Here is a 15,001-nt window from a genome sequence, read left to right as displayed (position 1 = left end):
GGACGCTGACGCCGCCCGCGAGGGCCAGATCGGTTTCGCCGGTCCACAGGCCCTGGCAGGCGAGGTGAACGGCGACCAGTGAGCTGGAGCAGGCGGTGTCGACCGCGACGGCGGGGCCCTGGAGGTTCAGGTGGTAGGCGATGCGCGCCGGTACGACCGAGGGCGCGTTGCCCCATGCCGCCTGGGCGGGCGGGGCGCCCTCGAACCACTGCGGGTAGTCGCCGCCGGTGCAGCCGGCGTAGACGCCGCACCGGCGGCCGTCCAGCGAGGAGCCCGCGTAGCCGGCGTCCTCGATGGCCGCCCACGCCTGTTCGAGGAAGAGCCGCTGCTGGGGGTCGGTGTAGGTGGCTTCGAGGCCGGTCAGGTTGAAGAAGCGGGCGTCGAAGCGGTCGATGCCGTCGAGGAAACTGCCCGTGCGGCAGGGCAGTTCGTCCCGGCTGTAGCCGGACAGGTCCCACCGCTCGACGGGGCCGACGAGGTCGCGGCCGGCGGCGAGGTGCTGCCAGAGGGCGTCGGGGTCGTCCGACTCCGCGAAGCGGCCGCTGATCCCGACGATGGCGATGGGCTCGCGCCCTTCGGGGCGGTGCGGGGCTCCGGTGGTGTCCGAAGCGGGCACCGGTGCCGGGACGGTGGGGGCCGGCGCGGCCGGGGCCGCCGGGGCCGCCGGGGCCGCCGGTTGCGGCCGGTGGCTCTCGGCGATGTGGGCGGCGAGCTGCGTCACGCTGCGGTAGTCGAAGATGACCGTGGTCAGCAGGTCGGTCCGCAGCTCCTCGTTGAGGCGCTGGACGAACCGGGCGCCGACGATGGAGTCGAGGCCGTAGTCGGCGAACGCCTGGTCCGGGCTGATCCGGTCGGCGGGCATCCGCAGCGCGTCGGCGAGCTCGGCCAGGACCACGTCCGTGACCGTCCGGGCCACGGAGGGGCCGGGCGCCGGAGCCGGGCCGGAGCCGGGGGCCGGGGCCGCGGGCTCCGCCGGCGGCCGGGCCGAGGCGCCGCTCGCCTCGGGCGTCTCGGGGAGCAGGCGCGGGCTGCGGGCGAGACCGTCGCTGTGGGCCACGACGACCTGCTGCCCGAGCGCCAGCGCGTCCCGCGCCGGGTGGCCGATGCCGGTGAAGCCCTCCTGCTCCAGTACGAGCTGCCAGGCCTCCGGCGACAGCGCGGGGCTGCCGGGCACCCGCAGTTCGGCGTCGTCGTAGAGCCACCAGCCGTCCAGCAGGCCGAAGGTGAGGTGGTTGACGAGGTAGAAGCCGCTGATCTCGTTGAGGGCCAGCAGACCGTTGCCGCGCAGCAGCGCCTTGGCGTGCCGCAGGGCCGGGCGGATGTTGTCGGTGGCGTGCAGCACGTTGGCCGCGATGACGACGTCGAAGGCGCCGGTGTCGAGCCCCTGGGCGTGCGGGGGCCTGGCCGCGTCGAAGACGCGGTACGTGAGGTGGTCGCGGCCCGGCCCGAAGGTGTCCTGGGCGCTTTGCAGGAACGCCTGGGACAGGTCGGTGAAGCAGTACTCGGCCAGGTCCAGCCCTTCGCGGGCGAGGCGGTCGAGCACGGGGCCGGTGGTGCCGCCGGTGCCCGCGCCGATCTCCAGGACGCGCAGGCGGGCCCCCGGGTCGGCGTCCCGGCGCGCGCGCAGGAAGGCCGCCACGTGTTCGGCGAGGACGGCGTTGAAGTGCCCGGCCACCCGGTTGTCCCGGTAGACGCCTTCGACGAGGGAGAACGCCCCCTGGGGGAACAGCACGTCGGTGGCGCGCACCCGGCCGCACAGGATGTCGGCGAGCGCGGGCAGGGTCTGGTCCAGCAGGTTCAGCGGTGCCCGCAGATCGGGGTTGGCGGCGGCCCACCGGGGCGTGTGCGCGGCCCAGTCGGCACGGCAGGCGTCGACGTCCCCGGCGGTCGGGCCGCCGGTGCTCCAGCGGCCCTCGCCGTCGATGACCCCGTGCTCGGCGAGCACGCGCAGGGTGGCCGAGAGCCAGCCGTCGAACCGCGCGTCCACGCCCCGCCGCTCCTTCCACTCGGCCAGGCCGTGGCGCGGGTCCGCAAGGCCCGCCCGGCGCAGCTCGGCGGCGAGGCGGCGGAGCAGACAGGCGTCGATCTCGCCCGGGACCGGGCCCGCGTGGTACGCGGCCAGGTCGGTGGGCAGGGCGAGGGGCGCGGCGCCGCCGCGGGCCGCCGCACCGTGCGCCTGCGGGGTCAGCGTCTCCGCGGTGAGCACCCCTTCGACGGGCAGCGGGCGGCCCAGCCGCATGAAGCCGATCTGGTGCAGCGGGCCGGCCAGGAGGCGTTCCAGTGCGCCCATCGCCGCGGCGGGGTCGATCGGGGCCAGCCCCATCGAGGTCACCTCGCGCAGCAGCTCGTCGGGGACGTTGTCCCAGTAGCCCCAGTTGACGACCTTGACCCGGCAGTCCAGCGCCGCGCGCAGGGCGTCGGCGCGGGCGTCCTCGTAGGCGCAGGCCGCCGAGTAGTGCGCCTGGTGGGAGTTGCGGATGAAGCTGACCAGCGAGGAGATCAGCAGGACGAAGTCCAGGCCGTGGCCGGCGAAGACGTCGGCGAAGTGCACGCACGGGTCGACCTTGGCGGCGAGGGTGGCCTCCAGCTCGTGCTCGGTCATCCGGGCGAGCGGGGTGTGGCTGAACACCATGGCCAGGTGCACCACGCCGTCGATCCGGCCGTGGCGGCGGACCACCTCGTCCCGCATGCGGGCGAGCGCGTCGGGGTCGGAGGCGTCGGCGGAGAGGTAGAGCGGGCTGCGTCCGCCCGCCCCGACCCGGGCCGCCTTGGCCCGGATGTCCTCGTCCTCGGCGCGCCGGCCGACCCATACGACGTGTGCGTCGTGCTGCCGTACGAGGTACTCGCTGAGCAGCAGGCCGAGGTCGCCCGCGCCGCCGATGAGCACATAGACGCCGTTGCGGCGCAGCACGGGCTCGGTGGGCGGCTCGGTGGCGTCCACCGGCAGGAGCTGGCGGCGCAGCCACTGGCCGCCGCGGCGGGCGAGCGGGTGGGCGCGGCGGTCGGCGGGCAGCGCGAAGACCTCGTCGGCGACGAACGGTTCGCCGTCGGCCAGGTCGACCGCGCGGATGCGCCAGTGCGGCTGTTCCTTGGCCAGTCCGCCGATCAGGCCGTGCAGGCTCGCCTGGGCGGGGTCGGCGGCCTTCGAGCCGCCCGCGTCGAACGCGTCGCGGGTCACGAGGGTCAGCCCGAGCCGCTGCTCGTCCCGGGTGAGGGCCAGTGCCTTCAGGACGCGGAACATCCGCCGGATCGCCGCGCGTTGGGCACCGATCCGCGCCTGGGCGCCGTCGGCGGCGGCGGTCGGGAACTGCAGGACGACGTGGTCGAAGTCGTCGCCCAGGCGGGCGAGTGCGTCACGTACCTCTTCGGCGGACGACGCGCCGGTGGTGTCCAGCGCCAGGGTCTCCGGGCGGCGGGCGGTCAGCTCCGCGAGGACGTCCGGTTCGAGGCCGATCGCCACCACCCGGGAGGCCGCGGACGGGTAGGGGCTGCCGCGCAGCAGCCGGGCGGGCTCCCAGACGGGGTGCAGGGTGAGGTCGCCCGCGGGCAGCTCGTAGGAGTGGGCCGGCTGGGCGGGCACGGCGGGCGTCGTCACGGGCGGGGCGGGCACGGCGGGCGTCGTCGCGGGCGGGGCCGCCGCGGCGGGGCGCGGGGCGGCCGGCGGCGGCACGGCGGCGCCCGACGCGGCGGGTGCGTCCGCGAGTTCCGGCAGTCCGTCGGTGTACCAGTAGCGCTCCCGGGCGAACGGGTAGCCGGGCAGTGCGACCTTGCGCGGGGTGGCTCCCTCGGTGTGGAGGCGGGCCCAGTCGACGGTCAGGCCGCTGGTCCAGGCCTCGGCCAACGGCGCCAGCTTGCCGCGCCGGGCCCAGCGCACGACCGTCTCCTGGAAGTCCTCGTCGGTGAGGAAGTCCCGGGTCGCGCCGCCCCGTTCGCCGCCGGCGTGGAGGTACGCGCCCGCGGGCAGTGCGCCGCCGAGCGCGCAGGCGTCCAGCGCCTCGACCAGGGCGGTCAGCGTGTCGGCGACCACGGCGAACCGTGCGGTCATCGCCTCTCGGCCGACCTGCAGCGTGTAGGCGATGTCGGGCAGGTCCGCGCCGCTCCACCGCTCGGTGCGCAGCGCGTCGCGCAGCCGGCCGGCCGACTCGCGCAGCCGCTCCTCGTCGAAGGCGGACAGCACCGCGACGACGGCCTCGCCGCGGTGCGCGGGCGCGCGGTCCGTCCCGGCGGGCTGCTCGACGTACTCCTCGACCACGACATGGGCGTTGGAGCCGCCCGCGCCGAACGAGGAGAGGCCGCCCAGGCGCGGGCGGGCGCCGGTCCGCGGCCAGGGCGCGGCCTCGCGCTGCAGGACGAAGGGGCTGTCGGCGAAGTCGATCTCGGGGTTGACGCGTGCGGCGTGCAGGGACGGTACGAGCGTGCCGTGCCGCATCTGCAGCAGCAGCTTGGCCAGGCCCGCGATGCCGGCCGCCGACTCCAGGTGGCCGATGTTCGACTTCGCCGAGCCGATGGCGCAGAAGTTCCGGTCGTCGGTGAACTCGGCGAAGGCCGCGTTCAGCCCGGCGATCTCGATCGGGTCGCCCAGTGCGGTGCCGGTGCCGTGCGCCTCGATGCAGCCGATGTCCCGCGGGTCCACGCCGGCCCGGCGCCAGGCGCTGCGGACGACCGCCGCCTGCGCGAGCGGGTTCGGCACGGTGAATCCGTGCGTGTGGCCACCGTGGTTGACGGCGGTGCCGCGGATCACGCCGAGGATGCGGTCGCCGTCGGCGACGGCGTCGGCGAGCGGGCGCAGCAGCACCGCGCCGACGCCCTCGCCGGGCACATAGCCGTCGCCGCCCTCGCCGAAGCTGCGGCAGCGGCCGTCGCTGGAGGCGAACTGACCCTCGCCGATCATCAGGTACTTGCCCGGGTGCACCGACAGGTTGACCCCGCCGGCCAGGGCGACACCGCACTCCCCGCGCTGGAGGGCGGCGCAGGCGAGGTGGATCGCGGACAGCGCCGAGGCGCACATGGTGTCGACGGTGGCGCTGGGGCCGCTCGCGTCGAGGAAGTACGAGACGCGGTTGGCGATGGACGCCAGGCTGCCGGGGACGACGACCGGCTCACCGCGCACGCTGTACTCGGCACCGTAGAGCTGGTACTCGGAGTACATCGCGCCGACGAACACCCCGATGTCACCGGCGTCCTCGGCCACCCGGGCGCGGGCCGCGGCACGCAGGGCGTCGCGCGTGTAACCGGCGTCCTCCAGGGTGGTGTGGGCGCACTGCAGGAACAGCCGCTCCTGGGGGTCCATCGTGGACGCCGCCTTCGGCGAGATCCCGAAGAACAGCGGGTCGAACTCGTCGATCCCGTCGAGGAAGCCGCCCCACTTGCTGTACGTCCTGCCGGGCACGCCGCGGCGCGGGTCGTAGTAACGCCCGTGGTCCCAGCGCCCGGCGGGGATCTCGGTGACGCTGTCCCGGCCGGCGAGCAGGTTCTCCCAGTAGGTGTCCAGGTCGGGTGCGCCCGGGTAGCGGCCCGCCATGCCGACGACGGCGATGGGCATCTGCTGCCCGTCGCGGGGCGGCTCGACCGCCGGGTGGGCGGCGAGGGCGGGGGCCTCGGCGGGGCGCTCCGGGGCGCCGTTCGGCTCGGGCGCGGTGGCGGAGGGCTCAGCGGGCTCGGGCTCGGGCTCGGGCGACGAGGGCGCGGTCGACGCGGGCGCGGAATCCTCGTTCGTCAGTCCGACCAGCGCCGCCAGCGCGTCGGGCTGGGTGCGCAGGAAGTGCCGTACGAGGCCGTCGACCGTCCGCACCTCGAAGAACAGCGTGCTGCCGACGTTGTCGAGCCCCTTGCGGACCGCCTCGGTCAGCTGGACGACCAGGATGGAGTCGATGCCGTAGCGGTCGAAGGACACATCGGCCCGGATGTCGGAGACCGGCAGTCGCAGGGTGTCCGCGACCAGGGCGCGGAAGTGGTCGCGGGCCAGGTCCGCCAGCCGCTCGTCGTCGCGCACGCCGTCGGCGGCGGCCGGCGTCGGCGTCGGGGCGGGCGGTTGCGGCTCGGCGGGCCGGGGACGCGCCGGGGTGAGGGTGCCGCGGAAGGCCGACTCCCCGTCCGGGCGCGGCTGGCGGACCGCCCCGTCGCTCTCGGCGACGATCACCTGCTGGCCGAGGTCGTCGGCGCCCTCGGCGGCGACGAACGCCGCGCGGAAGCCGACCTCGCCGAGCACCCGCCGCCAGCTCTCCGGCGCCAGGCCCGGAGAACCGGCGATCCGCGGCCCCGGGTCGTCGTAGAGCCACCAGCCGTCCAGCAGGCCGAACGTGAGGTGGCTGAAGAGGATGTTGTCGCTCAGCTCGTTGAGCAGCAGCAGCGCGTGGGGGCGCGCGGCGGCCTTGGCGTTGCGCAGCGTCGTGCGGATGTTGCGGGTCGCGTGCAGCACGTTGGTGGCGATCACCACGTCGTACGCGCCGGGGGCCACCTCCTGGCCCGCCAGGGGCTTCTCGGCGTTGAAGAGCCGGGTGTCGAGGTACGGGGCGAGCTCGCCGTACTCCCGCTGCGCGTGCAGCAGGAACGCCTTGGAGATGTCGGTGTAGCTGTACGTGTCGATGTGCCCGGCCCACGGCCGCAGCCTGCGGAACACGGTGGCGCTGGTGCCGCCGGTGCCGGCGCCGATCTCCAGGATGCGCAGCCGCGCGTCCGGGTCGTCGGCCAGCCGGCGCTGGAGGTAGTCGACGAGGGTGTCGGCGAGCACGTCGTTGAAGTAGTCGGCGACCGGGTTGTTCTTGTAGACGCCCTCGACCAGTTCGAGCGAGGCCTGGGGGAACATCACGTCGGTGGCCCGGCGGCGGCCGGTGAGGATGCCGGTCAGCGAGCGCAGCGTGGTGTCGATGAGGACGGCCTGGGGGCGTTTGGCGTCGTCGGCCAGCCACGGTTGCCGCGCCCGGTCCCAGTCGGCCCAGGCGTCGTCGAGGGATCCGGTGCGGGTGTCGAGGGCGGCGTAGGCGTCCTCGCCCGCGCGGCGCAGGCGGCCCGCGTCGGCGAGGACGGCGAGGGTGTGCTCGGTCCAGCGCTGGTAGCGGTCCTCGATGCCGCCGACGGCGCGCCACTGGGCGGCGGTGGCCGCGCGGCCGTCGCGGAACAGGCCCAGGGACGCGAGCAGCGCCCAGGTGATGTCGACGAGGGCGTCCTGCATGGCGCCGGCGTGCCCGCCCGCCTGCTCGCGCAGCCGCGCGATCTCGGCGCGGCGGTCGGGGCGGTGCTCGCCCAGCGCGCCGATCAGCGACGGGAGGGCGGCGGCCGGGTGGGTGAGGGCGTCGTCGTCGTGGAGGCCGTCGATGCTGCGGGTGTCGGTGGCCTTGAGCAGCGCCAACTGCGGGTACGGGGAGGCCAGCAGGGCGTCGAAGGCGGCCATGCCCTCGTCCGGGTCGATCGAGCCCAGGCCCAGTTGTGCCATGCGCCGGCGGTAGCCGTCGGCGGTGACCACGCCGACGCCGGCCCAGTAACCCCAGTTCATGACCTTGACCGGGCAGTCGAGCCGGGTGGCCAGATGCTCGGCGTAGGCGTCGGCGAAGGTGCAGCCCGCCGCGTAGTTGGCCTGTCCGGGGGCCTTGAAGAAGGCCTGCATGGAGGAGAAGAACGCGACGAACGCCAGCGGCTGGCCGGCGAAGGCGTCGGCGAGGTTCGCCGCGATGTCGGCCTTGGCGGCGTAGGTCGTGCGGAACCGGTCCTCGTCCATCCGGGCCAGGGTCTGGTCGCCGAGGACGATCGCGGTGTGCAGGACGCCGCGCACGGGTCCGTGCCGCCGCACGATCTCGTCGCGGGCACGGCGCAGGGCGTCGGGATCGGTCGCGTCGGCCTGGATGTAGTCCGGTGCGGGGCCGTACGCCGCCAGTGCCTCCTGCCGGGCGGTGATCGCGGCGTCCAGGGGGCGGCGGCCGATCCAGACGACCCGGGCGCCGTGCCGGCGCATCATGTGCTCGGTCCACACGGTGCCGATGCCGCCGGCGCCGCCGATGGCCACGAGCACGCCGCCGGGCTCGGGCGGGGCGGCCACGGTGCCGGGCTCGTGGGTCTCCAGCAGGCGCGGGCGGTACCACTCGCCGTGCCGGTGGGCCAGGGTCTCGCCACGGGGGTCGGCGGGCAGGTCCAGCAGCGCCGGCCAGGGCACCGGGACGTCCGCCTCGACGTCGGCGACGCGGAGGTGCCAGTGCGGGTACTCCTTGGCCAGGGTGCCGGCGAGGCCGTGCACACCGGCGTGGGCGGGGTCGCAGTCGGTGTCGCCCGGCAGTCGGCGCGCCTGCCGGGTGACCAGGGTCAGACCCAGTTCACGGGCGTCGGCGCCGTCGGCCAGGAGCGCCTTGACCAGGCGGAAGACGGCGAGGGGGGCGTCGTGGCGCGCCGTGGCCGGGTCGCCGGCGGGGCCGGCCGGAGCGAGCCAGAAGACGTGCTCGGCGCCGACGGGCAGCCGCGCGGCCAGCCGGTCGGCCGGCTCGTCGGCGCGGGCGTCCAGGACGGTGGCGTCCGGGTAGCGGCGGCGCAGCCCGTCCTGTTCCCCGGCGGTGCCGCCGAGCAGCACGACGCGGGTCCGCGGGTGGGGCCACGGTGCGGCGGGCGCGGCGGGCAGGGCGTCCCACACCGGTGCCAGCAGCGTCGCGCGCGGGGTCTTGTCGGACGGGGCGGTCATACGGCGGAACGCGTAGCCGCGCAGGCTCGCGCAGAGCCGTCCGTCGTCGTCGTACACATCGATGTCGGCTTTCGTCACGTCCTGGTCGGCGGCGGGGGCGTAGCCCTCGGTGTGGCGCAGATGGGCCCACATCCGCTCGGTGGTGGGGGCGAAGAGGTCGGCGGCGTCCAGGGCGAACGGCAGCGCGGGCGCGCCGCGTTGTTCGTCGAGGGTGCCGGTGGCGTCGCCGTAGAGGCCGACGACGGCCTGGACGGCGCTGTCGAGCATCGCGGGGTGCAGTGCGAACGCGCCGTCGCGGGCGCCGTCGGGCAGGACGAGCCGGGCCAGCACCTCGCCGTCGCCGACGGCCAGGGTGTCGATGGCGCGCAGGCGTGCTCCGTGGCGGATGCCGACGGCGTCGAGGGCCGCCCGTACCTGACTGCGCGTCAGAGTGCGGCGGTCGCAGCGGGCCCGCAGGGCGTCCAGTTGCGCGGGCCGGGGCGAGCCGGGCGTGGCGATCCGTCCCTGGGCGTGCACGGCACGGTCGTCGCGCAGGACGCGGAAGGCGTCGCCGTCCCGCTCGACGCGCAGTTCGGCGCCGCCGTCCCCGACGGGGAACGGCTCGGGCCACACCACGTCGCGCAGGCCGACCGGTGCGAAGGAACCGCCGGTCACGGCGCGGCGGGCGACCTCCAGCGCGAGCACGCCGGGCAGCACGGCCCGGCCGCCCACGTGGTGGTCGGCCAGGAAGAACTCCTCGCCGCCGAGCCGGAGGCGGTACGCGGCGTCCTCGGCCCCCTCAGGCGCCCGGTCTTCCCGGGTGTCGGCGGTGCCGGTGGCGTCGGCGGTGTCGGTCCAGTAGCGCTGCCGCTCGAACGGGTAGGTCGGCAGCGGCACCTGGCGGCGCGAGGCGGGCGGGAAGCTGTCGGCGAACCGGTCGGCCTCGCCCCGTACGTACGCCGCAGCCAGTGCGGCCGGGGCCAGGGCGCGCACACCGGCGACCGGACGGGGGTCCGCGGCGGTCTCCCCCTGCAGCACCGTGTCGCCGGCGGTGCCGGACAGCCAGTGGCGCAGGCGTGCCGCCAGGTCGGGCAGGCCGGTGGCGACGACGGCCAGCCGGTGCTCGAAGTGGCTGCGCCCCGCGGCCAGGCTGTAGGCGACGGCGTCGGCGGGCAGAGCGGGTTCGCGGTCGAGGTGGGCGAGCAGCCGTTCGGCGACGGCGCGCAGGGCGGCCGGGGTGCGGGCCGACAGCAGGAAGGCGTGCTCCCCGTCCGCGGCGGTGCTCTGGGAGACCGGATGCTCCTCCAGTACGACGTGCGCGTTGGTGCCGCTGGCTCCGAAGGAGCTGACGGCCGCCCGGCGCGGGCCGCGTACGGGCGCCGCCCAGGGCTGCGCGGTGGTGGTGACGGTGAACGGGCTGCCGTCGAGCACGACGGCCCGGTTGGCCTCGTGGAAGTGGAGCGACGGCGGGATCTGCCGGTTGTGCAGGGCCAGCAGCGCCTTGATGACGCCCGCGATGCCGGCGGCGAACTGTGTGTGCCCGATGTTGGTCTTGATCGATCCCAGCACGGCGCTCCCGGCCGGGGCGCCCTCGAACGCGCGGGTCAGCGCGCGGAATTCGATCGGGTCGCCGAGCTGGGTGCCCGTGCCGTGGGCCTCGACGAACTGGATGCCGCCGGGCTCGATGCCGCAGGCGGTGTGGACCTCGCGCAGGAGCTGTTCCTGCGAGGCGGCGCTGGGGGCGGTGATGCCGTTGGTGGTGCCGTCCTGGTTGATGCCCGAGCCGCGGACGATGCCGTAGATGTGGTCGCCGTCGCGGCGGGCGTCGGCGAGCCGCTTGAGGACGACCGCGCCCGCGCCCTCGCCCGGGACGAAGCCGTCGGCGCGGGCGTCGAAGCTGTGGCAACGGCCACTGGGCGAGAGCATGCCCGCCCGGGTCGCCGACTCGTACAGCCGCGGCGTGGTCTGGATGAACACCCCGCCGGCCAGGGCCAGGTCGGCGTCGCCGGAGAGCAGGTCGCGGCAGGCGAGGTGGAGCGAGACCAGCGAGCTGGAGCAGGAGGTGTCGGTGGTGAGGGCGGGGCCCTTGAGGTCGAGGTGGTAGGCGATCCGTGAGGCGACGACCGAGCCCATGGTGCCCCACAGGGCCTGCGCCGGTGGCCGGGAGGCGAGCTGGTCGTGGTAGTCGCCGGCGTAACAGCCCACGTAGACACCGCAGTTGCGGCTGGTCAGGCGTTCGCCGGTGTAGCCGGCGTCCTCCAGGGCGTTCCAGCACTGTTCGAGGAAGATCCGCTGCTGGGGATCCATGGCGGCGGCCTCGACGCCGGAGATGGCGAAGAACACCGGGTCGAACTGGTCGATGCCGCGGACGAAGCCGCCGGCGCGGCAGGCCACGTCCTGGCCGAGCGGCCAGCGGGTCACCGGTTCGACGAGGTCGTGGCCGGCCGTCAGGTGGTCCCACAGGGCGCGCGGGTCCTCGGCGTCGGCGTAGCGGGCGGCCATCCCGACGACGGCGACGGCGTCGTCGTCCGGCGTCGCGGCGGCGGCCGCCGGGGAGGCCGGTGCGGGCGACGCGTCGCCGCGGGTGGCGACGAGGAACGCGTGCAGGCGCTCGACGGTGCCGTGGTCGAACAGGTCGGTGGTCTCCAGCGCGGTGCCCAGGGCCGTGTTGAGCCGGTGGACCAGGTTCACGCCGAGGATGGAGTCCAGGCCGTAGTCGGCGAAGGGGCGGCGGCGCTCGATCTCGGCGACCGGCATCTGCAGGGCTTCGGCCAGCGCGTCGAGCAGGATGCGCTCGACGTCGGCGGTCCCGGCCGCCGACGTGCCGGGCGGGGCGGCGGCCGGCGTCGTCTCCGGGCGCTCGCCGCCGGCCGGGCCGTACCAGAACTGCCGTCCGGCGAAGGGGTAGGCGGGCAGATGGACCCGTGCGGGCGCCTTGGCGCCTGTGTGCAGGCGGGTCCAGTCGAGCGGCATGCCCTTGGCCCAGAAGGCGGCCAGGTCCCGCCAGTCGCCGCGGCTGGTCCAGCGGGCGACCAGCTCGCGCAGTTCGTCCTTCTCCGCCAGGGCGGCCAGGGTCTCGCGGGTGGCCCGGACGCGGCCGCGGGACCACGGTCCCTCGGCCTCGGGGTCGGCGAGGAAGGCGGCCAGCTGGTCGCGCCACTCCTCCGGTGTGCTCGCGACGAAGCACACCCGCTCGTCCATCTCCTCGCGGCCGGTCTGCAGGGTGGCCGCGACGGCGGCCAGGTCCACCGGGGCCCCGGAGCGCAGCAGGGCCGAGAGCTGGCCGGCCCGTGCGCTCAGGTCCTCGGTGGTCCGGGCGGACAGCGGCAGCAGCACCGGTCGCGGGGACGGGGCGGGCGGGGCGGCGGCGGTCGTCGTGCCCCGGTACTCGGCGACGATGACATGGGCGTTGGCGCCGCCGGCACCGAACGAGGAGATGCCGGCCATCCGCGGGCCGCCGTCCGCGGGCCGCGGCCAGGGGGCCCCGCCGGTCTGCAGGGTGAACGGGGTGGCCGCGAAGTCGATGTCGGGGTTGGTCTGCTCGGCGTGCAGGGTGGGCGCGAACTCGCCGTGCCGCAGCTGCAGTACGGCCTTGGTCAGGCCCGCGATGCCCGCGGCGGCCTCCAGGTGGCCGATGTTCGACTTGACCGAGCCGAGGGCGCAGGCCCCGCTCTGCCCGGTGTCGGGCGCGAAGGCCTGGGTCAGGCCGTCGATCTCGACGGGGTCGCCGAGCCGGGTGCCGGTGCCGTGCGCCTCGACGTAGCCGATGCCGGCGGCGGACACCCCTGCGCGGTCGAGGGCGTCTCGGATCAGCGCGGCCTGTGCGCGCGGGTTGGGCACGGTGTAGCCGTTGGTGCGTCCGCCGTGGTTGATGGCGGAGCCGACGATCACCGCGTGGACGGGGTCGCCGTCGGCCTCGGCCGCGGCCAGCGGCTTCAGCAGCACCGCGCCGACGCCCTCGCCGGGCAGGAACCCGTCGCCGCCGGCGCCGAAGCTGCGGCAGTGGCCGTCGGTGGCGAGCATCCGGGAGCGGCTCAGTTCGACGTACGAGGAGGGGTGCAGGTAGAGGTTGACGCCGCCGGCGATGGCCAGTTCGCACGCGCCGTGGCGCAGGTGCTCGCACGCCTCGTGGATCGCGGTCAGCGACGACGAGCACATGGTGTCGATCGGCATGCTCGGGCCGTGCAGGTCCAGCAGGTACGACACCCGGTTGGCCAGCGATCCGAAGGACGTGCGCGGTGCGGGCGGCAGTCCGTCGGTGGCCGGCGGGCGGTGGCGGTCGAAGCCGGTCTTGGTGATCCCGGCGAAGACGCCGACCGACGAGCCGTGCTGCTCGGCGAGGCGCCGCCGGGTGTAGCCGGCGTCCTCCAGCACCGACCAGGCGCTCTCGACGAACAGCCGTTCCTGCGGGTCCATGTCGGCCGCGTCGCGCGGCGCGATCCCGAAGAACGCGGCGTCGAAGCGGGCGAAGTCGTCGAGGAAGGCTCCCCACTTGCTGTAGCTGGCACCCCGCTCCACGGCCCGCTGCGGGTCCGGTTCGAAGAAGCCGTCCAGCGACCAGCGCTCGGCGGGGATCTCGCGGACGCTCTCCCGGCCCGCGCGCAGGTTCTCCCAGAACGCCTCCAGGGTCGCGGCACCCGGGTAGCGCCCGCTCAGGCCGATGATGGCGATCGGCTCGGCGGCGCCGGCCGGACGCGGCGGCTTCGCCGCGCGGGCCCGGGGGCGCACCGGTGCGGCGGCCGCCGCGGCCCGCGCCGGGTCCGGCGCATCGGTCGTGGCCGTCGCCTCCGGTGCGGTGGCCGCTCCCGCCGCGTCGTCCAGCCAGCGGCGGCAGCCGTCCGTGTGCTGCTCCGCCAGGTGGCCGGCCAGGTCGTTCAGCGTCGGGTACTGGTAGAGCACCGTCTTGGGCAGGGCGTCGAACCACCGCGCGAAGTGGCGGTTGAGCCGGGTCACGGCCAGCGAGTCGATGCCGAAGGCGTCGAGCGGGGCGGCGGCGTCGAGCCGGGCGGCGTCCAGCCGCACCGTCTGGGCGACCAGCTCCTTCAGCAGCGGCAGCACGCGCGCCCGCAGCTGCGCCGGTCCCGTCCGCGTCGTCCGCGTCGTCTGCGTCGTCGCCGACTCCTGCGGGCCTTCGCCGTCCACTGCGCTCTCCTCGTCCATGACCAGTAGGTGTGGTGTGCCGAGCGCCAGTGCGCCGTGCAGGGCCCGCAGCGCGGTGTCCGTTGCCAGGGGGCGCCCGAAGCGCGCGGTGAGCGCGGGCAGGTCCTCGGCCGGGACGGCCATCCCGCCGTCCTGCCACAGCGGCCAGCCGATCGACACGCTCGTGCCGTGGCGCTCGCCCGCGGCGGCCAAGCCGGCGCGGTGGGCCAGGTAGGCGTCGAGGAACCCGTTGGCGGCGGCGTAGTCGGCCTGGCCGGGGTTGCCTCGCGTCCCGGCGCCGGAGGAGAACGCCGCGAGGAAGTCCAGTGGCAGCCGGCGGGTGGCCTCGTCGAGGTTCACCAGTCCGGCGGCCTTCGGCGCCAGGACCCGCTGGGCGTCCTGGTGGGACTTGCGGATCACATAGTCGTCGCTGATCAGGCCGGCCGCGTGCACGACCCCGTCGAGCCTGCCGTACGTGCGCACAAGGGAGTCGACCAGATCGGCCACGGCGGCGGCGTCGGTGACGTCCACCCGGCGGTACTCGGTGTGCGGGCCCGGCCGCCCCGGCAGGAGGTCCGCCGGCGAGCGTCCGCACAGCACGGCCCGGGCTCCGGGGGCGTGGGCCGCGATGTCGGCGGCGACCAGCCGGCCGACGCCGCCCGCTCCCCCGCTGATCAGGTAGACGCCGTCGGCCTTCCACACCGGCGGGGGTGCCGCCTGGTCCGGGGCCGCCGCCCAGGTGCGCACCTGGCGGCGGCCGTCGGTGTGGCGCACGTGGTCCGCCGCCTGCCCCTCCTCCGCCCGCAGTACCTCGGCGAGTTCCTCGCCCGGCGGCCACTCGGTGAACTCGATCAGCTGGCCGTGCAGCGCCGGGTCCTCCAGTGCGGCGGTGCGCAGCATGCCGATCAGACCGGCGTAGCCGTAGGGGCCGCCCTCGCGGCAGACGACCTGCACGCAACGGGGGCCGCCGGCCGGCTGGTTCAGCAGCCGCTGGAGTTCGCCGAGCAGCAGGGTCGCCGCGTGCTCGTAGGCGGCCGCGGGCCCGTCGGCACGGCTTTCGACGCGGGCGACGGACAGTCCGGGCAGCTTCCGGCGCAGCGCGGTCACGTCCGCGTCGGGGACGTCGCACAGCACGACCAGCCGACGGGTGGTGGGGGCCGCGGTGCGCCCTCGCAGCGGTTCGTCGCGCCAGGCCGGCACACGAAGGATGTTTCTGCTCAC

Annotated in this window: 1 protein-coding gene (cut by a window edge); it reads right to left on the bottom strand. The window is 75.7% G+C overall.

Translation table 11 applies throughout. From position 1 onward, the window contains the following. Window positions 1-15,001, bottom strand: partial view of an SDR family NAD(P)-dependent oxidoreductase gene (locus ACFWZH_RS11985; protein WP_384428348.1) — the 5' portion only. The gene continues 9,266 nt to the left of window position 1, outside the view; 15,001 of the gene's 24,267 nt are visible here — the first part of the coding sequence; its start codon is at window positions 14,999-15,001; its stop codon lies off the left edge, out of view.

It is taken from the genome of Streptomyces sp. NPDC059008, from assembly GCF_042749045.1.
GTDB lineage: Bacteria > Actinomycetota > Actinomycetes > Streptomycetales > Streptomycetaceae > Streptomyces.
Note: the sequence above shows the minus strand (reverse complement) of the source record. Positions and strands in the feature narration are given on the sequence as shown.